This is a genomic window from Ruegeria sp. HKCCA0235A (assembly GCF_013033235.1).
Taxonomy (GTDB): Bacteria; Pseudomonadota; Alphaproteobacteria; order Rhodobacterales; family Rhodobacteraceae; genus Ruegeria.
Window position 1 is genome coordinate 184,192 of the sequence record NZ_WQDQ01000001.1, and the last position, 25,193, is coordinate 209,384.

General features: G+C 59.0%; 25 protein-coding genes. 14 read left to right on the forward strand and 11 right to left on the reverse strand.

Annotation, left to right across the window (positions count from 1 at the left end; genetic code table 11):
* Complete coding sequence (locus tag GOW56_RS00870; protein WP_171204667.1) at positions 1 to 1,293, forward strand: MmgE/PrpD family protein; 1,293 nt, start codon at positions 1 to 3, stop codon at positions 1,291 to 1,293.
* On the opposite strand, the gene pyrC is transcribed toward GOW56_RS00870, so the two are convergent.
* Positions 1,290 to 2,327, reverse strand: a complete 1,038-nt coding sequence (pyrC, locus tag GOW56_RS00875; RefSeq protein ID WP_171204668.1) for a dihydroorotase — start codon at positions 2,325 to 2,327, stop codon at positions 1,290 to 1,292. The two genes, GOW56_RS00870 and pyrC, sit on opposite strands and share 4 nt — an antisense overlap.
* A 162-nt stretch (positions 2,328 to 2,489) precedes the next feature.
* Here pyrC and GOW56_RS00880 point away from each other — a divergent pair, with 162 nt between their 5' ends.
* Positions 2,490 to 3,398, forward strand: a complete 909-nt coding sequence (locus tag GOW56_RS00880; protein WP_171204669.1) for a MoxR family ATPase — start codon at positions 2,490 to 2,492, stop codon at positions 3,396 to 3,398.
* A 6-nt stretch (positions 3,399 to 3,404) separates the two neighbouring features.
* Positions 3,405 to 4,664, forward strand: coding sequence for a VWA domain-containing protein (locus tag GOW56_RS00885; protein ID WP_171204670.1), 1,260 nt, complete (start codon positions 3,405 to 3,407; stop codon positions 4,662 to 4,664).
* A 4-nt stretch (positions 4,665 to 4,668) separates the two neighbouring features.
* Here GOW56_RS00885 and GOW56_RS00890 read toward each other — a convergent pair whose 3' ends face one another.
* Complete coding sequence (locus GOW56_RS00890; protein ID WP_171204671.1) at positions 4,669 to 5,169, reverse strand: hypothetical protein; 501 nt, start codon at positions 5,167 to 5,169, stop codon at positions 4,669 to 4,671.
* A 229-nt stretch (positions 5,170 to 5,398) separates the two neighbouring features.
* Between GOW56_RS00890 and GOW56_RS00895 the strand changes: the two genes are divergently transcribed.
* Positions 5,399 to 6,367 carry an XdhC family protein gene (locus GOW56_RS00895; protein ID WP_171204672.1) on the forward strand — a complete coding sequence of 323 codons (969 nt, stop codon included), beginning with the start codon at positions 5,399 to 5,401 and terminating at the stop codon, positions 6,365 to 6,367.
* Positions 6,364 to 7,365: a molybdopterin-binding protein gene (locus GOW56_RS00900; RefSeq protein WP_171204673.1), complete on the forward strand. Its 1,002-nt coding sequence runs from the start codon at positions 6,364 to 6,366 to the stop codon at positions 7,363 to 7,365. Before GOW56_RS00895 ends, GOW56_RS00900 begins: the two co-directional genes overlap by 4 nt.
* A gap of 66 nt (positions 7,366 to 7,431) precedes the next feature.
* Here the strand turns inward: GOW56_RS00900 and GOW56_RS00905 are convergent, their stop codons facing one another.
* Entirely contained in the window at positions 7,432 to 8,331 is a 900-nt protein-coding gene (locus tag GOW56_RS00905) for a MurR/RpiR family transcriptional regulator (RefSeq protein ID WP_171204674.1), read from the reverse strand.
* 88 nt (positions 8,332 to 8,419) lie between these two features.
* Between GOW56_RS00905 and GOW56_RS00910 the strand changes: the two genes are divergently transcribed.
* The 3 genes from GOW56_RS00910 to GOW56_RS00920 are packed head-to-tail and all read left to right on the forward strand — an operon-like array spanning position 8,420 to position 10,974.
* Entirely contained in the window at positions 8,420 to 9,193 is a 774-nt protein-coding gene (locus tag GOW56_RS00910; RefSeq protein WP_171168371.1) for a 3-keto-5-aminohexanoate cleavage protein, read from the forward strand.
* Complete coding sequence (locus GOW56_RS00915) at positions 9,190 to 10,506, forward strand: aspartate aminotransferase family protein (RefSeq protein ID WP_171204675.1); 1,317 nt, start codon at positions 9,190 to 9,192, stop codon at positions 10,504 to 10,506. Before GOW56_RS00910 ends, GOW56_RS00915 begins: the two co-directional genes overlap by 4 nt.
* A gap of 54 nt (positions 10,507 to 10,560) precedes the next feature.
* On the forward strand, positions 10,561 to 10,974 hold the full coding sequence (locus GOW56_RS00920) for a hypothetical protein (protein WP_171204676.1): 414 nt from the start codon (positions 10,561 to 10,563) through the stop codon (positions 10,972 to 10,974).
* Positions 10,975 to 11,031: 57 nt separating this feature from the next.
* Here GOW56_RS00920 and infC read toward each other — a convergent pair whose 3' ends face one another.
* The 7 genes from infC to cobA form a co-directional block, all read right to left on the reverse strand.
* A complete protein-coding gene (gene infC / locus GOW56_RS00925; RefSeq protein WP_152457832.1) occupies positions 11,032 to 11,580 on the reverse strand; it encodes a translation initiation factor IF-3 in 549 nt (182 codons plus the stop codon).
* 158 nt (positions 11,581 to 11,738) lie between these two features.
* The gene (locus GOW56_RS00930; protein WP_171204677.1) at positions 11,739 to 12,572 is read right to left on the reverse strand and encodes a ferredoxin--NADP reductase; all 834 of its coding nucleotides are present in this window, start codon (positions 12,570 to 12,572) and stop codon (positions 11,739 to 11,741) included.
* Between the two features lie 109 nt (positions 12,573 to 12,681).
* Positions 12,682 to 13,089, reverse strand: coding sequence for a DUF934 domain-containing protein (locus GOW56_RS00935; protein ID WP_171116164.1), 408 nt, complete (start codon positions 13,087 to 13,089; stop codon positions 12,682 to 12,684).
* The gene (locus GOW56_RS00940; RefSeq protein ID WP_171204678.1) at positions 13,086 to 13,847 is read right to left on the reverse strand and encodes a phosphoadenylyl-sulfate reductase; all 762 of its coding nucleotides are present in this window, start codon (positions 13,845 to 13,847) and stop codon (positions 13,086 to 13,088) included. The genes GOW56_RS00935 and GOW56_RS00940 overlap by 4 nt, the downstream gene beginning before the upstream one ends.
* The gene (locus GOW56_RS00945) at positions 13,837 to 15,501 is read right to left on the reverse strand and encodes a nitrite/sulfite reductase (RefSeq protein ID WP_171204679.1); all 1,665 of its coding nucleotides are present in this window, start codon (positions 15,499 to 15,501) and stop codon (positions 13,837 to 13,839) included. Before GOW56_RS00945 ends, GOW56_RS00940 begins: the two co-directional genes overlap by 11 nt.
* Before the next feature lie 65 nt (positions 15,502 to 15,566).
* A complete protein-coding gene (locus GOW56_RS00950; protein ID WP_171204680.1) occupies positions 15,567 to 15,881 on the reverse strand; it encodes a DUF2849 domain-containing protein in 315 nt (104 codons plus the stop codon).
* Complete coding sequence (cobA, locus tag GOW56_RS00955; protein WP_171204681.1) at positions 15,821 to 16,657, reverse strand: uroporphyrinogen-III C-methyltransferase; 837 nt, start codon at positions 16,655 to 16,657, stop codon at positions 15,821 to 15,823. Before cobA ends, GOW56_RS00950 begins: the two co-directional genes overlap by 61 nt.
* 144 nt (positions 16,658 to 16,801) lie before the next feature.
* Here cobA and GOW56_RS00960 point away from each other — a divergent pair, with 144 nt between their 5' ends.
* On the forward strand, positions 16,802 to 17,284 hold the full coding sequence (locus GOW56_RS00960) for an Lrp/AsnC family transcriptional regulator (RefSeq protein WP_117869097.1): 483 nt from the start codon (positions 16,802 to 16,804) through the stop codon (positions 17,282 to 17,284).
* Between the two features lie 128 nt (positions 17,285 to 17,412).
* Here the strand turns inward: GOW56_RS00960 and GOW56_RS00965 are convergent, their stop codons facing one another.
* Complete coding sequence (locus GOW56_RS00965; protein WP_171204682.1) at positions 17,413 to 18,594, reverse strand: cytochrome P450; 1,182 nt, start codon at positions 18,592 to 18,594, stop codon at positions 17,413 to 17,415.
* Between GOW56_RS00965 and GOW56_RS00970 the strand changes: the two genes are divergently transcribed.
* The 5 genes from GOW56_RS00970 to GOW56_RS00990 all read left to right on the forward strand — a co-directional run bounded on the left by GOW56_RS00970 (position 18,593) and on the right by GOW56_RS00990 (position 25,131).
* A complete protein-coding gene (locus GOW56_RS00970) occupies positions 18,593 to 20,374 on the forward strand; it encodes an ATP-binding protein (protein ID WP_171204683.1) in 1,782 nt (593 codons plus the stop codon). The genes GOW56_RS00965 and GOW56_RS00970 overlap by 2 nt on opposite strands.
* A complete protein-coding gene (locus tag GOW56_RS00975) occupies positions 20,371 to 21,600 on the forward strand; it encodes a sigma-54 dependent transcriptional regulator (protein ID WP_171204684.1) in 1,230 nt (409 codons plus the stop codon). Before GOW56_RS00970 ends, GOW56_RS00975 begins: the two co-directional genes overlap by 4 nt.
* A 362-nt stretch (positions 21,601 to 21,962) precedes the next feature.
* Entirely contained in the window at positions 21,963 to 22,964 is a 1,002-nt protein-coding gene (locus tag GOW56_RS00980) for a DctP family TRAP transporter solute-binding subunit (protein ID WP_171116152.1), read from the forward strand.
* A gap of 113 nt (positions 22,965 to 23,077) precedes the next feature.
* Positions 23,078 to 23,755: a TRAP transporter small permease gene (locus GOW56_RS00985; protein ID WP_171116150.1), complete on the forward strand. Its 678-nt coding sequence runs from the start codon at positions 23,078 to 23,080 to the stop codon at positions 23,753 to 23,755.
* Positions 23,755 to 25,131 carry a TRAP transporter large permease gene (locus GOW56_RS00990; RefSeq protein ID WP_152457844.1) on the forward strand — a complete coding sequence of 459 codons (1,377 nt, stop codon included), beginning with the start codon at positions 23,755 to 23,757 and terminating at the stop codon, positions 25,129 to 25,131. Before GOW56_RS00985 ends, GOW56_RS00990 begins: the two co-directional genes overlap by 1 nt.
* Positions 25,132 to 25,193: the final 62 nt, after the last annotated feature.

The window sequence follows — 25,193 nt, forward strand, 5'->3', positions numbered from 1 at the left end:
ATGACGGATTTCTCAGCAGCATTGGCCACCTTCGCGGCGGGCTCGGTTTCAACGACGGCTCAAGCGCGGATTGTCACGTCGCTGTCCGTTCTGGATTGGATGGCGGTTGGTCGTGCAGGGGCGTCCGAGCCGGTATCCTGCATAGTACGCGATATGGTTCTGGCCGAGGGCGGGAACGCTCAGGCCCATCTGTTCGGAGGGGGCGCGGCCCCATTGCGCGGCGCAGCTTTGGTGAATGGAACCATATCCCACGCTCTGGATTACGATGACACGCATTTCGCGCATATCGGGCATCCGTCAGTCGCCATCCTGCCTGCGGCCCTTGCCGTGGCCGAGTGGGATGACCGCATTCTGGTCGATCTGCTCGAAGCCGCGCTGGTTGGTATGGAGACGTCAATCCGTGTCGGCCTGTGGCTGGGCAGGGGGCATTATCAGGCCGGGTTTCACCAGACAGCGACATCCGGTGCATTCGGGGCCGCTGTCGCCGTGGGGCGGTTGCTTGGATTCGACAAGGTTCAGATGCGGTCCGTATTGGGTTTGACGGCAACGCGCGCGGCCGGGCTGAAGGCCCAGTTCGGAACAATGGGCAAGCCTTACAATGCCGGGCTTGCCGCTTCGGCAGGGGTCGAGGCGGCTGTGCTTGCTCAGCGTGGATTTCAACCCAACGCCGACGCGCTGGAAGGCACGTATGGATTTGGCGCGACCCATCAGGGTGCAGCGGATCAAAGCGCGCTGGATGGTTTGGGCGATGAATGGTTGTTCGAAACGGTAAGCCACAAGTTCCACGCCTGTTGTCACGGCCTGCACGCGGCGTTGGAGGCGGCGCGCGCGCTAGACATCGCGGAACCCGAAGTGGCCGAGATCAAAATCAAAACCCATCCCCGTTGGATGAGTGTGTGCAATCAGCTTTCGCCCACAACCGGGCTGGGGGCCAAGTTCTCTTACCGGACGGTCATCGCAATGCAGGCGCTGGGGTATGATACGGCTTTGCCGGGCAGCTACACCGACAAGGTCTGCGCGGACCCGCGCATTACGTCTCTGCAAGATCGCATCACGGTCGAAGCGGATGAAAACCTGTCGGAAACGCAGGCGCATCTGGCCTTGCTGCGTCGCGACGGTATCCGCCGCGAGGCGACGCATGACCTGCTGACCCCAATGTCGCGGTCTGACCGCGAGGATCGTGTGCGCGCCAAAGCGTCGAAGCTGATCGGAACGGATGAGGCGGACGCGATCTGGTCGATGCTGCGCACCGGCGGTCGCGCCCGTGATCTGGCCGAACGTATGGCGGGTTAAGCCACGCGCCAGTGCAGCGGAAAACCGGGGTCGAACACCGTGACAGGTCCATCGCCCGTGTCGATCTTTGACGGGTATGCAACCGGCTCGCCTTTGGTCAGGGTAATCGTTTCTTCGTTCACAGGCAGGCGGTAAAAGCCCGGCCCGTTGAGCGAGACGAACGCCTCGAGCTTGTCCAGTGCACCTTCGCGGTCGAACATCTCGGCCACCAGAGACATGGTATTCGTCGCGGTGAAACACCCCGCACAGCCGCAGGCCATTTCTTTGTTTGCATCCGTGTGCGGAGCGCTGTCCGTGCCCAGGAAGAACCTCGGGTCGCCCGAGGTGGCGGCAGCCAGCAAAGCCTGGCGATGTTCCTCGCGCTTGGCGACCGGCAGGCAATAGTAATGCGGTTTGATCCCGCCCACCAGAATATGGTTGCGGTTGATGATCAGGTGGTGCGCGGTGATCGTCGCACCCAGATCCGTTTCGTTGGCTTTGACATAGTCCACGCCATTGGACGTGGTGATATGTTCCATCACCACGCGCAGACCCGGCGTCGATTTTCGGATTGGGTCCAGAACGCGGTCGATGAACACGGCCTCGCGGTCAAAGATGTCGATCTCGGCGTCGGTCACTTCACCATGGACACACATGGGCAGGCCGATCTCGGCCATTTTCTCCAGAACCGGGCGCACTTTGTCAAAGTCACGCACGCCCGAGGCCGAATTGGTCGTGGCCCCTGCGGGGTACAGCTTGACCGCTTTTATCAGCCCGCTGGCATGGGCGGTGGCGACGTCCTGCGCATCTGTATCCTCGGTCAGGTACAGGGTCATCAGTGGCTCGAACACCATGCCGTCGGGCAGGGCGGCCAGGATTCTGTCGCGATAAGTGGCGGCCTGATCCCCGCGCACAACCGGCGGCACGAGGTTCGGCATTATGATTGCACGGGCGAAATGACGTGCAGTTTCGGGCAGAACGGCCTGCAACATGGCGCCATCGCGCAGATGCAGATGCCAATCGTCGGGGCGGCGGATCGTGAGGGTATCAGTCATGGCCTTCCGCTAGCATAGCTGCCCCGAAAGACCAACCAGCCCGGAACGAGTTGCCAAAAAAACTTGTCAACCAACCGGAACGTCGTAGCTCTGACAGGGGCTAGGGCCTTGACGCAAAGGCGCTTGCGTGACCTGTTTGTCGGCGAAGTAGAGAGGATTTCCATGACGCAGCCAAATTCCATCGATGCCGTGCAGCAGATGCTGGGACGTCAGGGCTATGTCTGCGGGCGGGCCCTTGCCACGGTTGTGTTCCTGTCGCTGAAGCTTGGACGCCCGTTGTTTCTGGAAGGCGAGGCCGGAGTTGGCAAAACGGAAATCGCCAAGGCGCTGGCATCCGGTCTGAACCGCCGTTTGATCCGGTTGCAGTGCTACGAAGGTCTGGACGCGTCCTCGGCCGTTTACGAATGGAACTTTCCGGCGCAGATGGTTGCGATCCGAACGGCCGAAGCTTCGGGCGGGGCCGACCGGGGCGCGTTGCAGGCGGAACTGTTTTCGGATGAATACCTGATCGAACGCCCCTTGCTGCAAGCAATGCGCCCCGACGAAAACGGAGCGCCAGTTCTTCTGATCGACGAACTGGACCGGACCGATGAACCGTTCGAAGCCTTTCTGCTGGAAGCTCTCAGTGATTTTCAGGTCACGATCCCTGAATTGGGAACTGTTTCAGCACCCGAACCACCCATTGTGATTGTCACGTCGAACCGGACCCGCGAAGTGCACGATGCCCTCAAGCGTCGCTGCCTGTATCACTGGGTCGATTATCCCGATTTTGAACGCGAGATCGAAATTCTGCACTCGCGCGCGCCCGAGGCCGCCGATGCGCTCAGCCGCGAAGTCGTGGCTTTCGTTCAGCGTCTGCGCACCGAGGATCTGTTCAAGAAACCCGGCGTGGCCGAAACCATTGACTGGGCCAAATGTCTGCTGGCGCTGGACGTGATGAACCTTAGTCCCGAGGTGATCGGTGACACGCTGGGGGCGATCCTGAAATATCAGGACGACATCCAGAAGCTGCAAGGGTCTGAGGCCAAGCGCATTCTGGATGAGGCCAAAGCGACCCTTGAGCCGGCCTGACGCGCTATGGCCGAGCAAATCCCGCTGGAGATTCCCGACAACCCGAAGCTGGCGCAGAACATCACCCATTTTGCCCGCGCGCTGCGGAAGGCGGGGCTGCCGATTGGTCCAGGGCGGGTGATCGATGCAATTCGTGCGGTACAAGCCGCGGGTTTTACCCAGAAACGGGATTTCTACTGGACGCTGCACGCCTGTTTCGTGAACCGCCCCGAACATCGCACGGTGTTTGCGCAGGTCTTCCGAATGTACTGGCGCGACCCGCGATACATGGAACACATGATGGCCATGATGCTTCCTGCCATTCGGGGCGTACAAGAGGAGCGCAAGGCGGATGCCGGGGAAAAGCGCGCAGCCGAGGCCCTGCTGGATGGTGTCGAACGTGACGCGCCCCAGCCGGCTGCGCAAGACGAAGGCGAAACCGAAATCGAGATTGACGCCATGCAAACGGCATCGTCCGAAGAGCGTCTTCGCAACCTGGACTTCGAACAGATGAGCACCGCAGAAATCGCGCAAGCCAAACGCGTATTGGCGCGGATGACCCTGCCGGTCAAACCCATTGAGTCGCGCCGCGGACAGGCCAGTCATCTGGGGCACCGTATCGACCGTGCCCGCACCTTGCGCGCTGCCATGCGGCAAGGGGGCGAATTGCGTGATATCGCCCGACTACAGCCTAAACCTCGGTGGCCAAATCTTGTTGCGCTTTGCGATATTTCGGGTTCGATGAGCCAATACAGCCGAGTCATTCTGCATTTCCTGCACACGGTCTCGAACGCCAAGGGGGCAGGTTGGGCCAAGGTTCATGCCTTCACGTTCGGCACGCGCCTGACCAACATATCCCGCCACTTGCATCATCGGGATGTTGACGCAGCGCTCGCCGCTGCCGGGGCCGAGGCACAGGACTGGGAGGGGGGCACGCGCATCGGCGACTGTCTGCATCAGTTCAACAGAGACTGGTCAAGACGTGTTATGGGGCAAGGTGCGGTTGTTCTTTTGATCACCGACGGTTTGGAACGGGGTGACCCTGAGAGCCTTGAGAAAGAGATCGAGCGGCTGCACCTGTCCTCCAAACGCCTGATCTGGCTGAACCCTCTGCTGCGCTGGGACGGGTTTGCCCCCAAGGCCCAGGGGGTGGCGGCCATGCTGCCCCATGTCGACAGTTTCAGGGCAGGGCACTCGATTGCCTCGCTCGAGGATCTGGCCGCCGTGATTTCACAACCTGACGACCAGGGGCAGAAAGCACGGCTGATGGCCGCGCTTTCCGATTAGACCGTTACGACAACTGTTCTTCGTTGCACTTCCGGGCCATTTCCATGGCCTTGTAGGTGCCGGTCAGATCGACGGTAAATGCATAGGATGTCTCGGGGAACACGATCATGACCTTTTTCTTGGCCAGATCATCCGCGAATTGAGGGTTGTCTGACAAAACATAGCCGCCGGAATAACCCTTGGTGATGTTGCCTTTCATACCTGTGGCTTCACCCAGATAGATGTTGTCCCCCATCAGGATGGCCACTTCTTGTGTTTCGCCACGTTTGATGTCGGTATCGGCTTTGGTGAATACCCCCACATACCCCACGCCGCGATCTTCGGTCAGGCCCATCTGAACGACGTTTTCCGCATCGTCCACGGCCTCGATCAGGCAGGATTTCTTTTCGTTGTCGATGAAGACTTTCCAGCCCTCGACCTCTCCATAACGTTCGAATGTGTCAGCCCACGCTGCGGTCGAAGTCAAAAGGCCAACCGCTGCGCCCAGTGCAAGAAAATGTTTCAACTGCTTGTCTCCGAAAAAATATGTTTGATACGCGGCTCGGTCGCTTGGCCGGCTGCCCGCGCAGGCTAAAACCCGTGGCACTAACAATCAATGCTGTGATTTCTTGGATGCAGTTCAGGCCTTAGCTTCTGCTCGCTGGGTCCAATATAGACGTTTTGACAGGGGCGTCGCGCTTTTCATCACGCCAATCCTGCTTATGTTGGGAAACAGACGACGTCTGGAGGTTCTGATGGAACGATTCGACAACAGCCCGGAAACGGCACTGAAGTGGCACCGCGATGGCAGCGGTGCCGCGCTTGCCACGGTTGTCGAAACCTGGGGCAGCGCGCCACGCCGGGTGGGTTCCCAGCTGGTGATCGGCGGCGATGGCCGGATCGAAGGCTCTGTGTCGGGCGGCTGTGTCGAAGGCGCGGTGATCGTCGAGGCGCTTGAGGCAATTGACGAAGGCGAAGCCCGCTTGCTGGAATTCGGGGTGAGCGACGAAGATGCCTTTGCGGTCGGGCTGGCCTGTGGTGGAACCATTCGCGTCCTCGTCGAACCCGTTGGAAAGGTTCTGCCCGAACCGATGCTGGCGGAACTGGTTACAGCCCGCGCAAGACGCGAACCCATCGCTTATGAAGTCAATACCGATACCGGGCACAGAGCTTTGCGCCGTAACGCCTATGCCGAACGGCTGCGCATGGATCGATCAGGTTTTGAAGAAGATGGCCGAACCTTTGTGGCCGTTCACAACCCGCCGCTGCGATTGATCGTTGTTGGTGCGGTGCATATCGCACAGGCATTGGTGCCGATGGCGCGAATTGCCGGGTATGATCCGGCCATAATAGACCCGCGCGACGCGTTTGCATCCAGCGCCCGTTTTCCGGGGGAAACGATCCTTACGGATTGGCCGGATGAGGCCGCTGCAAAACTCGGGTTGGATGCGCGCACCGCAATTGTCCTGCTGACACATGATCCAAAGCTGGATGATCCGGCATTGCAAGCTGCACTGGATGCGGGCGTGTTTTACATTGGTGCATTGGGATCGACACGTACCCACGCCAAACGCGTCGAGCGTATGAAAGCAGCCGGTTTCAGCCAACAGCAAATCTCGAGGATTCATGGGCCAATCGGGTTGGATATCGGGGCTGCCGGCCCATCCGAGATTGCCGTTGCAATTCTGGCGCAGATGACGGCCGTTCTGCGAGGCAAGGCATGAGGTTTGGTCCGGTACCCCTCTCTGAAGCAAAAGGCGCCATTCTGGCCCATTCGGTGACGGCTGACGGTCAAAAGCTGCGCAAGGGGCTGTCACTGCAAGCAGAGCAAGTGGCGCAGTTGACGCAGGCGGGCATCCGCGAAGTGATCGTTGCGCGCCTTGAACCTGGCGATTGCCACGAAGACGAGGCCGCACGTCGTTTGGCCGCAGCTCTTGCGCCAGATGCGGCGTCGGCCAATCTGCGCGTGACCGACGCGTTCACCGGCCGGGTCAACCTGTTGGCGGACGGGCCGGGCGTGGCGGTTCTGGATGTGGATGCGCTGGAAATGTTCAATCAGGTCAACCCGATGATCACGGTTGCGACGGTTCCGCAATACCAGCAGATGGGCCCGAAGGGCATGGTCGCCACCATCAAGGTCATCTCATATGCCGTGCCAGAGGCTGATGTTCGGCGGGCCGCCAATTTGGCGCAAGGGGCCGTGCGCCTGGTAAGACCCGTTCACAAGACGGCAGGTTTGATCGTCACGGATATCCCCGGCGGCCCGCCCAACGACAAGGGGATCGCCGCCATTCGCGGACGGACCGAAGCCCTGGGTCTGGATTTGTGTGATGTGCAGATCGTGCCGCATCGCGTGGATGCGCTGGCCAAGGCGGTTACCAGAGCGACCGGTGATCTGCTCATGATCCTGACCGGATCCGCGACCTCGGATCCGGACGATGTTGCCCCGTCTGCTGTTCGGCTTGCCGGCGGGCGGGTGGATCGGTTCGGGATGCCGGTTGATCCGGGAAACCTGCTGTTTCTGGGTGCGATGCAGGATCGACCGGTGATCGGGTTGCCCGGGTGCGCACGATCTCCGGCGCTGAACGGGGCGGATTGGGTTCTGTCACGGGTTGCCTGCGGGATCGAAACAACCGGATCGGATATTGCCGGAATGGGGGTCGGAGGATTGTTGAAAGAAATCCCGACCAGACCGCAGCCGCGCGCCAAACGAAAAGAATGATCCGCCGCTGATCCTGAGCGGGGCTGAATTCTGAGGTTGACCCCAGAGGATTTTGGCGGAACCGGTTTATGGTTTTCTGAGCTTTGGCAATACGCCGGGTCGCCAATACGCACCGGTATCTTCCCGCGCTTTCTGATAGGCATCCACTCTTTCTCTGGCGGTCTCTCCGCCCGCGTCAAACAAATGGCCCAGCAGGCATTCAAGAACAGCCATTGCCCCCGAAAAACTGGAAAACGGGTGCAAGGTTCGCGTGCTGACAGGCAGGACGACATCCGGTTCAACCCCCGGCGCGATGACCTCGCTATCCGACAACAGGACGATGCGCATCGACCGGTCACGAGCATACCGCATCGCCTGAATCGTGTCGGCGGAATAGGGGTGAACCGTGATGGCAAACAGACAATCCTCGGCGGTGGCTTCGACCAGATCGTCGATGGCCGAACCCATGTGGCGGGGCACCAGCTGAAGCCCGGGATGGGCCATGCGTGCAGCGTAGTGAAAATAATAGGCCAGCGCGTGGCTGGATCGTGTGGCCGTCACATAGCAGCGGCGCGCCGACCTGATGTGCGCGACGGCCTGTTCCGTCAATTGGGGGGCCATGAGGCGCAGCGATCTGGCCACGACATTTATTTCGTTCTGCGCAAATCGTGCCTGCGCCGCACCAAACTCTCCTTGTTCCTTTAGGTGTTCCAGCCAATCCTGCCCAAACCTGTCCTCACCATCGGTTGTCAGAGCGTTTCGAAATGGGCGCCGAAAAGCGTCAAAGCTGTCATACCCCATGCGTTGCGCCAGCCGGATCAGAACGTTCGAGCTGATGCCGATGCGATCGGTGGTGGTGCGGATCGAATTCAACGCGAAATCGGCGGGATGATCGATGATGTACTTTACAGCGACCTGCATTTGCGCAGGCATTTCATCGATCTCGCGGCGCATTTGCGTAACGATGGCAGTTAGAGCGCGGGTCATGTGGCAAGCAAAACATATGTTTTCTAATTGGTAAATTGAAAACGAAACTTGAGCTCATTAGCTGAGGACAGACGAACACGAGGGCGCAATGACCGAGAGCACAGTGAAAACCATCGGAGAACCATATATTCTGGTTGCTCCGAACGGGGCCCGGCGGGGCCGCGCGGATCACCCGGCCTTGCCAGTCACGACGGATCAGATCGTCGCAACGGCGCGGGGCTGCCACGAGGCTGGGGCGAATGGCATACACCTGCATGTACGGGATGCCGACGGACACCACACGTTGGATGCCGGATTGTATCGCGAAACAATCGCGGAACTGAAAAGGGTGGTGCCGGGCATGGATGTTCAGATCACCACCGAGGCAGCAGGCGTGTTCGACGTATCGTCGCAGTTTGAATGTCTGCAACGGGTCCGGCCTGAATGGGCCTCGATTTCAGTCCGGGAAATCGCCCGGGCCCTTGATCTTGCGCCTCGGGTCTATGCGCTATGTGCGGCTCAGGGCACGCGGGTTCAGCATATTCTCTACGACTTGGAAGATGTGAAGCTGCTGGAAGACTGGCAGTCAAAAGGTATCGTCCAGCCGGACCAGACAGACCGATTGCTTGTGTTGGGACGCTACAGTCAGAACCAGCAATCCGTGCCAGCGGATCTGGATGCGTTTCCGTCCAGCCCGGCCAATTGGATGGTGTGCGCCTTTGGGACGCAGGAACATGATTGTCTTGCCGAAACAGCGCGGCGCGGCGGTGACTTGCGTGTTGGATTCGAAAACAGCCTGACGGCACCGGATGGCACGCTCTGGACGGACAACGCGGCCTCGGTCGCGGCTTTGGTTGAAACACTTGGAAGGACCGGAACATGAGTCATGTTTTCCCACGCCACACCAAATCTGAACTTCCCGTCGCAGCGGGTGGCGACGGCGCTTACCTGATCGATGCCGACGGCAAGCGATATCTGGATTGCGGCGATGCGGCCGTGTCCTGTCTGGGGCATTCCAACCCGGCAGTGATCCGGGCCGTGCAACAGCAGGTGGAACAGATCGCATTTGCCCATACCGGGTTCATGACCTCGGAACCGGCCGAGGCATTGGCCGATCTGCTGATCCAGCACGCGCCGGGGGATTTGGACCGGGTGTATTTCGTATCGGGCGGGTCCGAGGCGACCGAAGCGGCCATCAAATTGGCGCGCCAGTATTTTCTGGAAATCGGGCAGCCCGAGCGCCGCCACGTGATCGCGCGCAAGCAAAGCTATCATGGCAACACTCTGGGGGCCTTGTCTGCCGGGGGAAACGCCTGGAGACGGGCCCAATTCGCACCGATGCTGATCGAAATGACCCATATCTCGGCCTGCTATGAATATGCCGAAAAGCCCGAGGGTGAGAGCAGCTTTGACTATGGTCAGCGCGTCGCCAACGAGCTGGAGGCGGAAATTCTGCGCCTTGGTCCCGAAACGGTTATGGCTTTCATGGCCGAGCCGGTTGTCGGTGCTACGCTTGGCGCGGTTCCGGCGGTTGAGGGGTATTTCAAACGCATCCGGGAAATCTGCGACCAATATGGCGTGCTGCTGATTCTGGATGAGGTGATGTGTGGCATGGGGCGCACCGGTCATCTGTTCGCCTGCGATCACGACGGAGTTGCACCGGATATTCTGTGCATCGCCAAAGGGTTGGGCGCAGGCTATCAACCGATCGGGGCGATGCTGTGCACCGATAAAATTTTCGGCGCAATTCGCGATGGGTCAGGGTTTTTCCAACATGGGCATACCTATGTCGGCCATCCTGTCGCCACGGCTGCGGCTCTTGCGGTGGTCCGTGAACTGACAGAGGGTGATTTGCCGGTGCGCGCCGGACGCATGGGCAGCAAACTGCATTCCGCACTGGAAGCCGCGTTTGGACAGCACCCGAACGTGGGCGATTTGCGTGGCCGTGGCCTGTTCCGGGGTGTGGAATTGGTGGCGGATCGCGAGACGAAGACCCCCTTTGATCCATCGTTGGGCATTGCCGGAAAGATAAAGAAGGCGGCGCTGGCCGAAGGGTTGATCTGTTATCCCATGGCGGGCACCCGGGATGGCCGGAACGGAGACCATATACTTCTTGCGCCGCCATTCATCATAAATGACGAGCAGATAGGCGAACTTGTCAGCAAACTGGAACGCTCTTTTTCAGCCGTTCTCTGACAATACCGTGAGCACCCTGTTTGCCTGCGACACGTTTGTTATGTGTCGTGGGCTATGGAATTGGAAAAGGCGACGTCCATGGTGCTGGATATCTGGCGCAGTTTCCGAACGCTCCCTGTGTGGGTGCAGGTCTGGGTAGCCGTTGTTTTGGTGCCGGTAAACCTGCTTCCGTTGGCATTTCTGGATCAGCCACAGGGGCACCTGATTGCATTGCTTGCAATTTCAGGCATGGCGCTGAACGTGCCTATCATGTTGGGTGCACGCGCGATGAGCGGTGCGATGGCCTTGCCGCACATTCTGTGCTGGGTGCCGTTGGTCATCATCGCGACGCTTCTGCTGTTTTCTGAAGACCCCCTGAGCCCAGCCTTTGCCGGCTTTCTCCGGGTGCTTCTGATCGTCGATATCACCTCGCTGGTGTTCGATTTCCGGGATGCGGCCCGTTGGTTGCGCAGCAGGCAAGCGCCCTGAGCAAAAAAGCCCCTTCAAGAGAGAAGGGGCTTGGACCGTTTCGATCTTTGGACCGGATTATTTCTGCGGCAGCGGGCCGATCATCATGATCATCTGACGGCCTTCCATCTTGGGCATGTTTTCAATCTTGCCCAAGTCCTTGACGTCCTCGGCAACGCGCTCCAGCAATTCGCGGCCCAGGTTCTGGTGTGCCATTTCGCGACCGCGAAAACGCAGGGTAACTTTGACCTTGTCGCCGTTTTCCAGAAACTTGAAGACGTTGCGCATCTTGACGTCATAGTCATGCGTGTCAGTGTTGGGTCGGAACTTGACCTCTTTCACCTCGATGATCTTTTGCTTCTTGCGGGCTTCGGCTTCGCGTTTCTGCGTTTCGTATTTGAATTTGCCGAAGTCCATGATCTTGCAGACCGGTGGGTTCGCATTGGGCGAAATTTCGACCAGATCAAGACCGGCATCGGCGGCCATCTGCATGGCTTTGGCGGGATGAACCACCCCGACATTTTCACCTTCGGCGCCAATCAGGCGAATTTCGGGGGCACGGATCTTATCATTGACGCGCGGGCCGGTGTCTCGTTGTGGCGGCGCGTTGTGAGGTCTGCGAGCTATGGGTTCATTCCTTTGATAATTGCAGAATTTCGAGCCCGGAATTTAAACCGGGCCGGGCCACACTTCAAGCGGCATAAACACCGGCAGTTGCGAAAAAACAGTGTTTTGTCCGCTGATTTTTGCGTTCGGGGCTGCAAAGCTCCGAACGCATGGTGCCTTTAGCCGACAAAGGCCTTTTCGATCACGAACTCTTTGGGTTCGGAATTCGCGCCCTCACGCAGACCAAAACCTTCAAGGATTTCCTTGATGTCCAGGTTGAAAGCCAGCGAACCGCAGACCATGGCGCGATCGGTTTCGGGCTTGATCCCGCCTTCGATGCCCAGATCGCTGAACACGGTGCCATCCTTCAGCAGGTCGGTGATCCGGCCCATCTTGGGGCTCTCTTCGCGCGTGGTTGTCGGGTAGTAGCGGATCTTGTCAGCAAAGCCTTCGCCTATAAGTTCGGCAAGCATTTCATCCTGACGGATGCTGTCGATCAATTGGCGGCCATATTCCAGTTCGGCCACTTCGCGGCAGGTATGGGTGATGATCACCTCGTTATAATCTTCATATGTTTGCGGTTCACGCAACAACGAAGCAAACGGGGCAAAGCCGGTGCCGGTGGCAAAGAACCACAAACGCTTGCCCGGCAGCAGTGCGTCATGCACCAACGTGCCAACCGGCTTGGGGCGCAGGATGATCTGATCGCCGGGCTTGATATGCTGAAGCTTCGACGTCAACGGGCCGTTCTGAACCTTGATCGAATAGAACTCCAGCTCATCGTCCCACGAAGGCGAAGCGATTGAATAGGCGCGCAGCAATGGCTTGCCATTGTCGCCCAGCAGACCAATCATCACGAACTCGCCCGAGCGGAAACGCAGCGTGGCGGGGCGCGTCACCTTGAAAGAGAACAGGCTGTCGGTCCAATGCTTGACCTCGGTTACAGTTTGCGCGTCCGGCAGGACCGGGGCCTTCACGGCAGTTGCTTCGCTCACGGGCTTCATCTCTGTCATCGTTTACCTGCCGGTCTGCTAAACCGACATCTCCGTTTAATCTTTGATCCAAGTCAGGAAAAGGGGACAGATTGCCCCCTTTGCGTTTCAAGCTGGCGATGGGCGGCTTTTAACCGCGCAAACGCGCCTGATAGTTGTTCTCTTTCCAGTTGGCCCGGGAAAGCCACTGATCTTCGGGCTGGCGATCTGCCAGGTCTCCGTCAATCTCAACTTCGTCAAAGCCGCAGCGACGTGCCATGGCATATTGGTCTGCCAGAACATGACCCTTGGCGCGCAAGCGTCCCGTATAGCCCTTAAGGCGCAGGGTGCGGGCGATGGTAAAGCCGCGACCGTCGGCAAAGGATGGAAAATCCACCCGGACCAGCTTGGCACTGCCCAAGCGGTCAAAAAGCTCATCCGGGTCCGTGTCCGAGCTGACGTCCAGCGCAACCACGTCATTTGCGGCATCATCCAGAGTGACAAAGCCGTCGGTCCAGTCATCGGGCGAAAAGCCCTCATCCGTTACGATTACGTTCATGTTTTCTCTCCGATGCGCACCATCTTGCCATCGACAAAATGAATGCCGCATTCTTCCTTGTTCTGATCGCGCCAGCGCCCGGCGCGGGGGTCTTCGCCTTCCTTCACCGGTGAAGTGCAGGGCGCACAGCCGATCGAAGGGTATCCTTTGGCCACCAGCGGATGCCGGGGCAGGTTGTTTTCTTCCATATAGGCGCGCACATCGTCCGGCGCCCAATGGGCCAGCGGATTGACCTTGATCCGGCCCGTGCCGTCTTCGACCTCGAAAAACTCGAGCGCGGCGCGCGTGCCGGACTGAAACCGTTTTCGGCCGGTAATCCAACCGCAATACCCTGTCAGGGCGTGCTGCAACGGAAAGGTCTTGCGCAGGTTGCAGCACGCATCCGTATCCCGCAGGCGCAGCGCGCCATAGGGGTCTTCGCGTTGCAGTTCTTCGTCATCCGCCCGGATGATCCGGATGTTCCTGAGACCCAGACGCTCGCTGACTTCCTGCTGGTATTCCAGCGTTTCGGTGAACAGCAATTGGGTATCCACGAACAACACCGGCGTCATCTTGTCGATCACCGCAGCCATGTGCAGCAGCACCACCGATTCCGCGCCAAAGCTTGAGACCAGAGCAAGCGCATCGATCTCTTCAAGGGCGCCATGCATCACGTCATGGGCGCTGTGGTGACGGAACCGGGCATTCAATGCGTTGACCTTTTCGGTCAGGTCGCTGCGGTCTTTGCCCAGTTCCGTTTGGATCAGATCAAGCGGCATTCGCCCGAGCCTCGGGGTAGAGAGCGGCCTTGAACGGCTCCATGCCGACGCGGCGATAGGTCATCAGAAAAGTTTCTTCAGCACTCTCGCGCAGATCCAGGTAGGTGTCGACGATGCGTTCCACGGCCGGCACGATCTCGTCATAGGCAAAACCCGGACCGGTGCGGTCGCCGATCGCTGCCGTCTCAGTGGCGTCGCCACCCAGTGTGATCTGGTAGTTTTCGACGCCTGCACGATCCAGGCCCAGGATGCCGATATGGCCCACATGGTGGTGGCCGCAGGCGTTGATGCAGCCCGAGATCTTGATCTTCAGGTGCCCGATGTCATGCTCCAGCTTCAACTCTTCAAAGCGGGTCGCGATTTCCTGAGCAACCGGGATCGAGCGGGCCGTCGCCAGCGCGCAGTAATCCATGCCGGGGCAGGCGATGATATCGCTGATCAGGCCGATATTGGCGGTGGCCAGTTCGTGCTGTTTCAGCTTGGCGTGAATCGCGGGCAGGTCCGATTTGTGGACATGCGGCAGGATCACGTTCTGCTCGTGGCTGATACGCAGCTCATCATAGGCGAATTCTTCGGCCAGATCGGCCATCACGCGCATCTGCTCGGCGGTCGCATCACCCGGCGTTGCCCCGTGCTTCTTGATCGAGATCGTGACGATCGCGTGGTCCGCCTGCTTGTGCGGCGCGATGTTGGTATCGACCCACGACCGGAAAACCGGATCGTTGGTATAGGCGCTTTCAAACGACGCAACCGAACCTTGACGGAAAGCCGGAGGCGCAAAGTGGCCTTTGATCTCATCCAGAAGCGCCATGTCGGCGCCCTTGAACTGTGGGCGAACCTGCAAGAAACGCGCGTTCACCTTGGCGCGGATGGCGTCGATGCCGTGTTCATGCACGGTGATCTTGATGCGCGCCTTGTACTTGTTGTCGCGGCGACCGATCTGGTTCCAGACCGAGACGGTGGCTTCCAGATAGGCCAGCAGATCATCGAATGCGACGAATTCGGACAGTTCCTTGCCGATCATGGGCGTCCGGCCCAGGCCGCCACCGACGATGACGCGCGCGCCCAGAACGCCGTCACGTTCGACCAGTTGCAGGCCGATGTCATGCGCTTTGATCACGGCGCGGTCGTTTTCCGAACCGGTGATCGCGATCTTGAACTTGCGCGGCATGAACTGGAACTCCGGGTGGTCGGTCGACCACTGGCGCAGCAGTTCGGCATAGGGGCGCGGGTCGGCGACCTCATCCGCGGCGGCACCGGCGAAATGGTCGGCGGTCACGTTGCGGATGGTGTTGCCCGAGGTCTGGATGGCGTGCATGCCGACCTCGGCCAGCGCGTCCAGCATGTCTGGCACATCTTTCAGTTTCGGCCAGTTGTACTGGATGTTCTGACGGGTGGTGAAATGACCATAACCTTTGTCCCACTTTTCAGCCAGCAGGGCCAGTTGACGCATTTGCGCGCTGTTCAGCGTGCCGTAGGGAATGGCGACTCGCAGCATGTATGCGTGCAATTGCAGATACAGGCCGTTCATCAGGCGCAAAGGCTTGAATTCGTCTTCGGTCAGCGAACCGTCGATGCGGCGCTCGACCTGAGCGCGGAACTGCGCGTTACGCTCTGCCAGAAAATCTTTGTCAAACTCGGAGTAGCGATACATGTCTAGCTGTCCTTGGTTGCAGCCCCGAACCTGGGGCCTTGAAGGGGAGAGAGAAGGGCCAGAGGTCAGGCCCGGGGCTGCGGGGAAGTTTCCTGTTTGCCGTGGGCATAGTTGGACGGACCAGTGCGGCGGAAGTCTTCCCGGAAATGGGTGGGCTCGGGGCCGTTTTCGCCAGCGACGGCATCGGCCAGATAAGCGCCCACGATTTTGTTTGCCTGACGCGCGGCATCCAGCAGGCGAACCTGCGCATGCGCCTCGTCGGTGATCAGTTCTGCTTCGCTCAGGTCACGAGACCAGCGGTCATCTTCCGTCAGATAAATCACGTCACCTTCGAGCAAGTCATTTGCAGTGACGATTTTGGGGGTAAAAGCGCGGGCCATCGGGCAAGCTCCTTGTTGAATTCGGTTACAGCCTGCGCCGCTTCGCGCGGGGCAAGGCCATATAAGGTCAGGGCCGGTCCATCCATTTCGGCGGCGGCCAGATCGGTGGGCAATTGGTCCAAGGTGGTGGCCAAAATCCGTTGGTCGGGACGCGATGCATTCTCGACCAGGGTAATGGGGTTGGTGCGATCGGCGCCGTGCATGATCAGACGGCCCTGAATGAACCGAGCGGATTTCTTGCCCATGTAGATTGCCGCCACGGAACCGGCCTGAGCCAGAGCGTTCCAATCGTGATCCGCGAATCCTTGCATGTCGTGCCCGGTCAAAAAACGCACCGATGAGTTGCGTCCGCGGCGGGTCAAGCTTTGACCGATGCCAGCCACTGAGGCAGAGGCCGCCGTGATGCCGGGAATGATCTGCCAGGAAATACCGGCCGCATCGACGGCCTCGATTTCTTCGTCCAGGCGGCCAAAGATTGTGGGATCCCCCGATTTGAGACGCACCACACGGTTGCCATTCAGGGCGTGTTCAACCAGAAGCGCGTCGATATCGCTTTGCTTCCACGAGGGGCCGAACCCGGCCTTGCCGACATCGACCAAAGCGGCGCTCTGGGCGGCAATGTCCAGCACAGGCTTGCTGATCAGGCGATCATGCAGCACCACATCCGCGCGCTCGAATGCGGCCAACGCCTTGAGCGTCAGCAATTCGGGGTCACCGGGTCCGGCGCCGACAAAGTCGACATGACCTTTGGGCTTGGTTGTGTGAAAATCCTGCATCGGATCGTCTCGGACATTGTTTGACTTGACCCTTAATATAGGAAATATTCCCACCAAAGCGCCATATCGCCGCTGAAATAAGGACAAGTGTTCCGATTTTCGGGAAAACCGGAACAGGGGTGTCGAAACAGAAGGAAAATTGGAATGTCGGTGCGGATAGATGACACGGATCGAAAAATTCTGGCCGAGCTGCAACGGGACGCAGGACAATCATTGGACGAAATTGCGGCTCGGGTCGGTAGTTCAAAGACGCCTGTCTGGAATCGCATTCGCAAGCTCAAGGGGGCGGGAATCATCGGCCAGCAAACGGTGCTGCTGGATGCCGAGGCACTTGGGTTCGAAGCCACCTTTTTTGTTTTGATCCGCACCTCGGAACATGAGGCGGACTGGCAACGTAAATTCCTGAAAGCATTGAAGGATCACCCCGAAGTGCAAGAGGCGCACCGGTTGGCGGGTGATATCGACTATATCCTGAAAGTCCGGGTCAAGAACGCACGTGCCTATGATCAGTTCTATCAGTCGCTCATCTCGGAGGTGCGCGTGCACAATGTCACGGCGTTGCTGTCCATGGAAGAGATCAAGTCCACGACGATGTTGCCGCTGAATGCGTTGGCAGAGGGGGCCTAGAACACTCGACCGTGGCTCCTCCGCCAGTGTCTTTCAGGGGGCTTTGAGCCAGATGAACTGATGGGTGTTTTCATCCGGCCGGAAGCAAAATCGCCGGAAGCGTCGTGTAGATATGCGAAAGGTGATGGCTAAGGTCTGACCAGCAGCTGATTCAGCCCGTGAAAGTGATAGCTGTCCGAATAATGCGGCGGCGCAGCCAGTTGCAGGTTTGGACAGCTTTCGAATAGGATCGGCAAAGCAATGCGCATTTCCAGACGCGCCAGAGGTGCGCCGACGCAGAAATGAATTCCGCCCCCAAAGCTTGTGTTGACTTCAATCGGACGGCTCGGCTGAAACGTGTTCGGTTCAGCCCACACAGCGGGGTCGCGGTTGGCCGCGCCAAGCAACAGTGCCACTTGATCGCCACGTTTGAATGAATGGCCGAACAGGTCCACGTCCTGATACGCGTAACGTGTGAACATGTGCAGAGGCGGGTCAAAGCGCAGGATCTCTTCGATGGTTGCGTCGAGTCCATCCGGTGCCAGGGCGTCGGGGGCGGTACGGGTCTGCAACAGGGTCTTCACCCCGTTCCCCAGTGAATGCACGGTAGCCTCATGGCCTGCGTTGAGCAGCAGGATGCAGGTGGCAACCAGCTCGTCCAGTGACAGTTTCTGGCCTTCTTCCTCGGCGCTTATCAACCGGGTTATCAGGTCGTCCCGTGGATCATTGCGCCGCAGCTCTATGTATTCCTTCAGGAATTCGGTGAACTCCCGAGATGATTTGGCGGCCGTGTCTTCGGTGTCCTGCGTGCGATTGGCCTGATACATGGCAACCATATCGTGAGACCACCGTAGCAGATCGGGCGCCATGGCTTCGGGGACGCCCAGAAGCCGGCAGATCGTGACCACCGGAACCTGAGTGCAATAGGCTTCCAACAGGTCGAACGTGTTCCGAGGGAATTCCTTGATCAGGCCGTGGCACAGATCTTCGATGGAAGGTTGCAGCGCAGAAATCGCCCGTGACGTGAAGGCGCGCATCACCAATGATCGAAGGCGTGTGTGCCTTGGCGGTTCTGTCTCAAGCAGTGAATGGGCCTCGATGGCCAGCCAGGGCGCCAGATGGGCGGGACCTTGCTCTGCCAGTTCGGGCGGTACCTCGCGGCCAAATCGGCGGTCCCGAAACAGGGCGCGAACCGCGCGGTATGAAACCGCGGCGACCATACCGTAGTCCTGCCAATGGAACAGATCGCCCGAGCCTCGCGTCTTGTCGTAGAACGGGTAGGGGTTTTGGACGAAACCCGGGTCTGTCGGCGATTGCGAAAAGGACTTCATGCGCCGCACACTTGCCATGCGGCGCGTTGAATGCAAGACCCTGTCTATGCACAGGGTTTGGTTCATTTCCGGTTTTTTGCTCGCCGTCGGGCTATTGTCGGGGTTTGTCTGGTCTTATGGCTATCGACAGGCCCTGTCTCAGTTGAGCGAGAAGGCAGAGGCCGATCTTGAGCTGGCGGCTGACCGGCTGAGCACGCAGATGCAGGTGTACCAGGAACTTGCCGTGCTGATGGCGACACATCCCGTTTTGCATGAACTGGAAACACAGGCCGACAGACGCCAGGCTCGGGAAATGCTTCTGGACGTTGCAGACAAGACTGCCGCCGTAAACATGATGTACCTGGATACGAACGGGCAGGTGCTGGTATCGGCGCAGCCTGTGTCCCAGCGCAACATGGCCCATCATCCGGCTTTCCGCCGTGCGATGCAGGGCGCCTTGGGCAGTGCGCATGAGGTTGTACCTTCGGGCGATGACCGGATCTATTCCTACGCCGCCCCCGCTTTTGGCCCGTCTGGCCAGATCGAAGGCGCGCTGATGGTTGTTGCTGATGTTCAGGACGTTGAACAAACGTGGCGTGGCAGTACCGAGGCGGTTTTCTTTGTCGATTCAGATGGTGTCGTTTTCATTTCCAACAGATCCGACCTGTTGTTCTGGCGCCGGGCGGACGGTGAGGCGGGATTGACGCCGCCAGATGGTGCGGCTGTCGATTTTTCTTCGAAACAGGTCGGCAGGCACGAGTTGTGGCACTTGAACTGGGGGCGTTACCTACCGCGCGATGCGCTGCATCTGACCCTTGATTTGCCGGTGATCGACATGACTGCCGAGGTTCTGGTGGACGTGGCGCCGGCCCTTCAGCTTGCCAGGCTTCAGGCGGCGGCCGTCGCAGCGATCTGTTTGGCCTTTGGGGCCATGCTCTTTCTAGCCATGGAGCGGCGGCGGGCATTGGCAGAAGCGAATGCCGTTCTGGAAAGCCGTGTGGCCAAACGTACCCATGACCTGACAGTGGCAAATGCCAGTTTGCGCAAGGAAGTGGCGGAACGGGAAGAAGCCGAGGCGGCGCTGCGGCGGGCCCAGGCAGACCTGGTGCAGGCGGGAAAGCTCAGCGCTTTGGGGCAAATGTCGGCGGGCATCAGCCACGAACTGAACCAGCCGCTTATGGCCATACGACAATTTGCGGATAACGGTTCAGCGTTCATGACGCGGGGAAAACCTGAAATGGCTGCCGAGAACCTGGGCCGGATCTCGGAAATGGCGGCGCGGATGGCGCGGATCATCAAGAACCTTCGCGCCTTTGCCCGCAACGAAAGCGAACCGATGGGGCGGGTTGACCTGATTCAGGTTCTCAACACCGCTGTTGAACTGACCGAGGCCCGCCTGCGAGACGACGACGTAACCCTGAACTGGACCCCCCCGAATGGCGCTGTGTATGTTTGGGGGGGTGAAGTACGTTTGGTGCAGGTGTTCGTGAATCTGATCAACAATGCGGCGGATGCAATGCTGGGGCGACCAAAACGGATTATTACGATAACGCTGCGAAAAGGCGCACGATTGAGCGTTTCCTTGCAGGATACTGGCCCGGGCATTGAAGACCCCGACCGGATGTTCGAGCCCTTCTATTCCACGAAAAGCGTTGGATCGTCAGAAGGTTTGGGGCTGGGGCTTTCCATTTCCTACGGGCTGGTTCAAAGCTTTGGTGGGGATATACGGGGCGCGAACACGGCGGATGGGGCCATGTTTACCGTCGAACTGGAACCCTGCGACAAGGAAGAGGCCGCATGATGCGCAGGGTTTTGTTGGTCGATGATGATGCCGCCGTACGCGAGGCCCTGTCTCAAACTCTAGAATTGGCGGACTATCAGCCAACGACCGCTGGATCCTTTGTGGCGGCCAAGGATCACATCAGCCGCGAGTTTCCCGGTGTCATCATCTCGGATATCCGCATGCCGGGGCGGGACGGGTTCCACCTTTTGTCGTATGCCCGAGAGGTCGATCCGGATCTTCCCGTGGTTCTTCTGACGGGTGAGGGCGATATTCCCATGGCCGTCGACGCCATGGGAAAGGGTGCGTTCGATTTTCTGGAAAAGCCGTGCGCCGCGTCCGATCTTCTGGAGGTTCTTGAACGCGCCTTTGCAGCCCGTTCGCAGGTGTTGGAGCAAAGAGCGGCGAAATCCGAGTTGGAACGAGGAGACCCCGCCGCGCGTTTGCTTTTCGGTCTGTCTCCGCAGGCCGAGGCCCTGCGCGAACGGGTTCGGACCGTTGCGCCAACAGGTGCCGAAGTTCTTGTGACGGGACCGCCAGGCAGCGGCATCTCGAAGGTCGCCGAGGTCGTGCATCTGATGTCGCCAGCAGGGCTGGGACCATTTGTCAAACGCACGGCCTCCAGCCTCAGCCCCGACGACTTGGCCAAGAGCTGTGAAGATGCGGCAGGTGGGTCATTGTTTCTGGATGAAGTCTCGGCCATGCCCCATGCCACGCAATTTGCGGCGTTGGAGATCATCGAGCATGGACCAGGCGGGCGTATCATTGCGGGAACGACCGCTGATCTTTCGGCGCTGAGTTCCGAAGGCTGGTTCAATGCAGACCTGTTTTACAGGCTGGATGTCATGCGGGTGCGTATTCCATCGCTGGCAGAACGCCCCGACGACATTCCGGTGATCTTCCGCCATTACGTTGCACAGGCCGCAGAACAGGCGGGGATCGTGGCGCCGGAAATCTCGTCCGAGCATCTGGCGTCGCTTATGGCAAGCGACTGGCCGGGGAATGCGCGATCCCTGATGTCAGCCGCGATGCGCTTCGTGCTGGGAATGCCGGAGGAAGTCGCGCAGGCAACAGACCTTGGCCTCAGCGAACAGATGGCGCGGGTGGAGCGGTCGCTGCTCATCGCGGCGCTGGGTCGTCACAACGGTAAGGCATCAGATGCGGCGAAGGCATTGAAACTGCCGCGCAAGACATTTTACGACAAGCTGGCGCGGTACCAGATTCGGGCCGAGGATTACCGGCGGTAACGGTCGGGCTCCCGCCACCTTTTTCCGCATTAACATGCGTCTAAAGCTGTTGGGCCGGGCAGCCCGCTGTCGCGGGCTGCGGTTTCGCGCCAGTTGATTCGGGTGTTTTGATTCGCAGGGTGTGCGGATTTCCGCACAAACTGGAAGATTGCTGTGCGGAATCTCGCACTCGGGGTTTCGAATGGATCGAGTATACATTGCAAAATGCTTCATAACATTTTGAAATAAATAATATTAATAGAAAATTGAGGGGCAAAAAACAAATCGTTGAGTGGATCGTGCCGATTCGTTTCACTTCGCTTCATCTGACACCGAATTGGTGTCGAAGGACAGTTTCAAGGAAGTCTGGGAGGAAAAGACAGATGAAATTCCTGACAACGGCCGCAACCGCTCTGGCGCTGACAGTCACAGCCACCGCAGGCATGGCAGCCTGTGACGATGGTGAAATCGTCGTCAAGTTCGCGCATGTGACCAACACTGACAAACACCCCAAGGGCATCGCCGCATCGCTGCTGGAACAGCGCGTCAATGATGAGATGAACGGCGTGATGTGCATGGAGGTCTATCCGAACTCGACCCTGTACAACGACGACAAGGTGCTGGAGGCGATGTTGCAGGGCGACGTTCAGCTGGCCGCACCGTCGCTGTCAAAGTTCGAGAAGTTCACCAAGCAGTTCCGCCTGTTTGACCTGCCGTTCATGTTCAAGAACATTGACGCTGTAGATGCATTCCAGGCTTCGGCCGATGGTCAGGCGATGAAGGACAGCATGCAGCGCCGTGGCCTTCAGGGTCTGGCCTTCTGGCACAACGGCATGAAGCAAATGTCGGCCAACAAGCCGCTGGTCGATCCGTCGGATGCAAACGGTCTGAAGTTCCGCGTGCAGTCTTCGGACGTTCTGGTGGCACAGATGGAGGCCATTGGTGGCAGCCCGCAAAAAATGGCGTTCTCGGAAGTTTACGGCGCGCTGCAACAGGGGGTTGTGGATGGTCAGGAAAACACCTGGTCGAACATCTATGGCAAGAAGTTCTTCGAGGTGCAGGACGGCATCACCGAGACCAACCACGGCATCATCGACTATCTGGTCGTAACCTCTGTCGACTGGCTGGACAGCCTGGATCCGGACGTACGTGACCAGTTCCAGACCATTCTGGCTGAAGTCACGGAAACACGGAACAAAGAGGCCTTTGCCGTGAACGAAGCAGCCAAAGCTTCGATCGTTGAAGCAGGCGGTGTCATCCGCGAATTGACCCCGGAACAGCGTCAGGCCTGGGTTGATGCGATGAAGCCTGTTTGGGACCAGTTCGCAGGTGACGTGGGTCAGGACAAGATCGACGCGGCTCAGGCCATCAACGCCGGCTTCTGAATCTGGCTAAAGGCAGCGCGTCCGGGGACTGGGGAGTATTCGACGCGCTGGCCGGGCGGGCTGAACAAGCCCGCCCAACACTCTCTCATCACAAAAAATGCGGGGACAGAAAGATGTCTGGTGCGAATTCCGGCCAAGGCGGGCTGGTCGACCATATCGAAGAAACCCTGATCGCGTGTCTGTTGGGCCTGATGACGGTCGTGACATTTGCCAACGTGATCGCGCGGTTTGTTTTCAATTCCAATATCCTGTGGGCGCTTGAACTGACGGTGTTCACTTTTGGCTGGCTGGTGCTGCTTGGTGCCTCTTACGCGGTCAAGAAACACTCTCATCTGGGTGTTGACGCGATCCTAAACATGCTGGCCCCGGCGCCGCGTCGCATTCTGGCGCTCATCGCTGTGGGGTGCTGTCTGGTGTTTTCGCTGCTGTTGCTGAAAGGCGCCTATGACTATTGGGCGGTCTTCGCGGATCTGCCGCCGACATCCGGACGCTGGTTCCCGACCGGGCTCAACTTCGACGCCCGCAGCCAGAGCTTCTATGAGGTTGACGATATCCCGATGGTCGCTCCGCTGCGGTTTCTGGAAGACCTGATCAACTATGGCGAAGGATACGAGAAGCTTCCCAAGGTGGTGCCCTATCTTGTGCTGCCGGTATCGATGCTGCTGCTGGTGATCCGGTTCGCCCAGGTTGCCGTTCAGATCTGGCGTGGTGAAACGGACCGCCTTGTCGCCAGCCACGAAGTCGAGGACGAGATCGAAGAAGTCCGCGCTCAGCAAGGAGAGCACAACTGATGGACGTCGTACTTCTTTTCTCGATGGTCGTCGGCCTGCTGCTGATCGGTGTGCCGATTGCGGTTGCGCTTGGCCTCAGCTCGACCCTGTTTCTGCTGATCTACTCAGACAGTTCACTCGCTTCTGTCGCGGGCACGCTGTTCGAGGCTTTTGAAGGGCATTTTACCCTGCTTGCGATCCCGTTCTTCATTCTGGCGTCGTCCTTCATGACAACAGGTGGTGTCGCACGACGGATCATCCGGTTCTCGATCGCCTGTGTCGGGCATTTGCCCGGCGGTCTGGCGATTGCGGGCGTCTTTGCCTGTATGCTGTTCGCAGCCCTGTCCGGGTCGTCCCCGGCGACCGTGGTCGCCATCGGCTCGATCGTCATCGCGGGGATGCGTCAAGTGGGCTACTCAAAGGAATTTGCCGCCGGTGTGATCTGCAACGCGGGGACACTGGGTATTCTGATCCCTCCGTCCATCGTCATGGTCGTATATGCCGCCGCTGTTGAAGTCTCGGTTGGGCGCATGTTCCTTGCAGGTGTTATTCCCGGTCTGATGGCCGGTTTGATGCTGATGATCACCATCTATGTCATGGCCAAGGTCAAGAACCTGCCCAAGGGCGAATGGAAAGGCTGGGGAGAGATCTTTACCTCGGCCCGTGAGGCCGGTTGGGGTCTTTTCCTGATCGTCATCATTCTGGGTGGTATCTATGGTGGCATCTTCACCCCGACCGAGGCCGCCGCAGTCGCCGCAGTCTACGCGTTCTTCATTGCCAGCTTTGTGTACAAGGACATGGGCCCGCTGAGCACGGAAGAAGGCACCCAGAACCTGCCGCTGCTGAAAAAACCCTATGCGCTGATCACGGCTTTCTTTCACCCGGACACCAAGCATACGCTGTTCGAGGCTGGCAAGTTGACTGTCACTCTGCTGTTCGTGATCGCCAACGCGCTGATCCTCAAGCATGTTCTGACCGACGAACAGGTGCCGCAGCATATCGCCGAAGCGATGCTGTCGGCGGGCCTTGGCCCGGTGGCTTTCCTGATCGTAGTAAACGTGATCCTGCTGATCGGCGGTCAGTTCATGGAACCGTCTGGCCTGCTGGTCATCGTGGCGCCCCTGGTGTTCCCGATCGCTATCGAGCTGGGCATCGACCCGATCCATCTGGGTATCATCATGGTGGTCAACATGGAGATCGGGATGATCACGCCTCCGGTCGGTCTGAACCTGTTCGTGACTTCGGGTGTTGCGGGTATGCCGATGATGAGCGTTGTGAAGGCGGCGCTGCCCTTCCTGGCGGTGCTGTTCGTCTTCCTGATCATGGTGACGTATATTCCGTGGATATCGACCTTCCTGCCCAACACCTTCATGGGGCCGGAAATAATAACCAACTAGACTGCCGGAAAACTGAGCAAAGCCGGGTGGTGTCAACTGCCCGGCTTTTTCGTGTCTTGAAA

What these genes read in the sequence shown, in the direction of transcription:
- GOW56_RS00870 (WP_171204667.1), top strand. Translation starts at nt 1, where the DNA reads ATGACGGATTTCTCAGCAGCATTGGCCACCTTCGCGGCGGGCTCGGTT.
- pyrC (WP_171204668.1), bottom strand. Translation starts at nt 2,327, where the DNA reads ATGACTGATACCCTCACGATCCGCCGCCCCGACGATTGGCATCTGCAT.
- GOW56_RS00880 (WP_171204669.1), top strand. Translation starts at nt 2,490, where the DNA reads ATGACGCAGCCAAATTCCATCGATGCCGTGCAGCAGATGCTGGGACGT.
- GOW56_RS00885 (WP_171204670.1), top strand. Translation starts at nt 3,405, where the DNA reads ATGGCCGAGCAAATCCCGCTGGAGATTCCCGACAACCCGAAGCTGGCG.
- GOW56_RS00895 (WP_171204672.1), top strand. Translation starts at nt 5,399, where the DNA reads ATGGAACGATTCGACAACAGCCCGGAAACGGCACTGAAGTGGCACCGC.
- GOW56_RS00900 (WP_171204673.1), top strand. Translation starts at nt 6,364, where the DNA reads ATGAGGTTTGGTCCGGTACCCCTCTCTGAAGCAAAAGGCGCCATTCTG.
- GOW56_RS00905 (WP_171204674.1), bottom strand. Translation starts at nt 8,331, where the DNA reads ATGACCCGCGCTCTAACTGCCATCGTTACGCAAATGCGCCGCGAGATC.
- GOW56_RS00910 (WP_171168371.1), top strand. Translation starts at nt 8,420, where the DNA reads ATGACCGAGAGCACAGTGAAAACCATCGGAGAACCATATATTCTGGTT.
- GOW56_RS00915 (WP_171204675.1), top strand. Translation starts at nt 9,190, where the DNA reads ATGAGTCATGTTTTCCCACGCCACACCAAATCTGAACTTCCCGTCGCA.
- GOW56_RS00920 (WP_171204676.1), top strand. Translation starts at nt 10,561, where the DNA reads ATGGAATTGGAAAAGGCGACGTCCATGGTGCTGGATATCTGGCGCAGT.
- GOW56_RS00930 (WP_171204677.1), bottom strand. Translation starts at nt 12,572, where the DNA reads ATGACAGAGATGAAGCCCGTGAGCGAAGCAACTGCCGTGAAGGCCCCG.
- GOW56_RS00935 (WP_171116164.1), bottom strand. Translation starts at nt 13,089, where the DNA reads ATGAACGTAATCGTAACGGATGAGGGCTTTTCGCCCGATGACTGGACC.
- GOW56_RS00940 (WP_171204678.1), bottom strand. Translation starts at nt 13,847, where the DNA reads ATGCCGCTTGATCTGATCCAAACGGAACTGGGCAAAGACCGCAGCGAC.
- GOW56_RS00945 (WP_171204679.1), bottom strand. Translation starts at nt 15,501, where the DNA reads ATGTATCGCTACTCCGAGTTTGACAAAGATTTTCTGGCAGAGCGTAAC.
- GOW56_RS00950 (WP_171204680.1), bottom strand. Translation starts at nt 15,881, where the DNA reads ATGGCCCGCGCTTTTACCCCCAAAATCGTCACTGCAAATGACTTGCTC.
- cobA (WP_171204681.1), bottom strand. Translation starts at nt 16,657, where the DNA reads ATGCAGGATTTTCACACAACCAAGCCCAAAGGTCATGTCGACTTTGTC.
- GOW56_RS00960 (WP_117869097.1), top strand. Translation starts at nt 16,802, where the DNA reads ATGTCGGTGCGGATAGATGACACGGATCGAAAAATTCTGGCCGAGCTG.
- GOW56_RS00970 (WP_171204683.1), top strand. Translation starts at nt 18,593, where the DNA reads ATGCGCCGCACACTTGCCATGCGGCGCGTTGAATGCAAGACCCTGTCT.
- GOW56_RS00965 (WP_171204682.1), bottom strand. Translation starts at nt 18,594, where the DNA reads ATGAAGTCCTTTTCGCAATCGCCGACAGACCCGGGTTTCGTCCAAAAC.
- GOW56_RS00975 (WP_171204684.1), top strand. Translation starts at nt 20,371, where the DNA reads ATGATGCGCAGGGTTTTGTTGGTCGATGATGATGCCGCCGTACGCGAG.
- GOW56_RS00980 (WP_171116152.1), top strand. Translation starts at nt 21,963, where the DNA reads ATGAAATTCCTGACAACGGCCGCAACCGCTCTGGCGCTGACAGTCACA.
- GOW56_RS00985 (WP_171116150.1), top strand. Translation starts at nt 23,078, where the DNA reads ATGTCTGGTGCGAATTCCGGCCAAGGCGGGCTGGTCGACCATATCGAA.
- GOW56_RS00990 (WP_152457844.1), top strand. Translation starts at nt 23,755, where the DNA reads ATGGACGTCGTACTTCTTTTCTCGATGGTCGTCGGCCTGCTGCTGATC.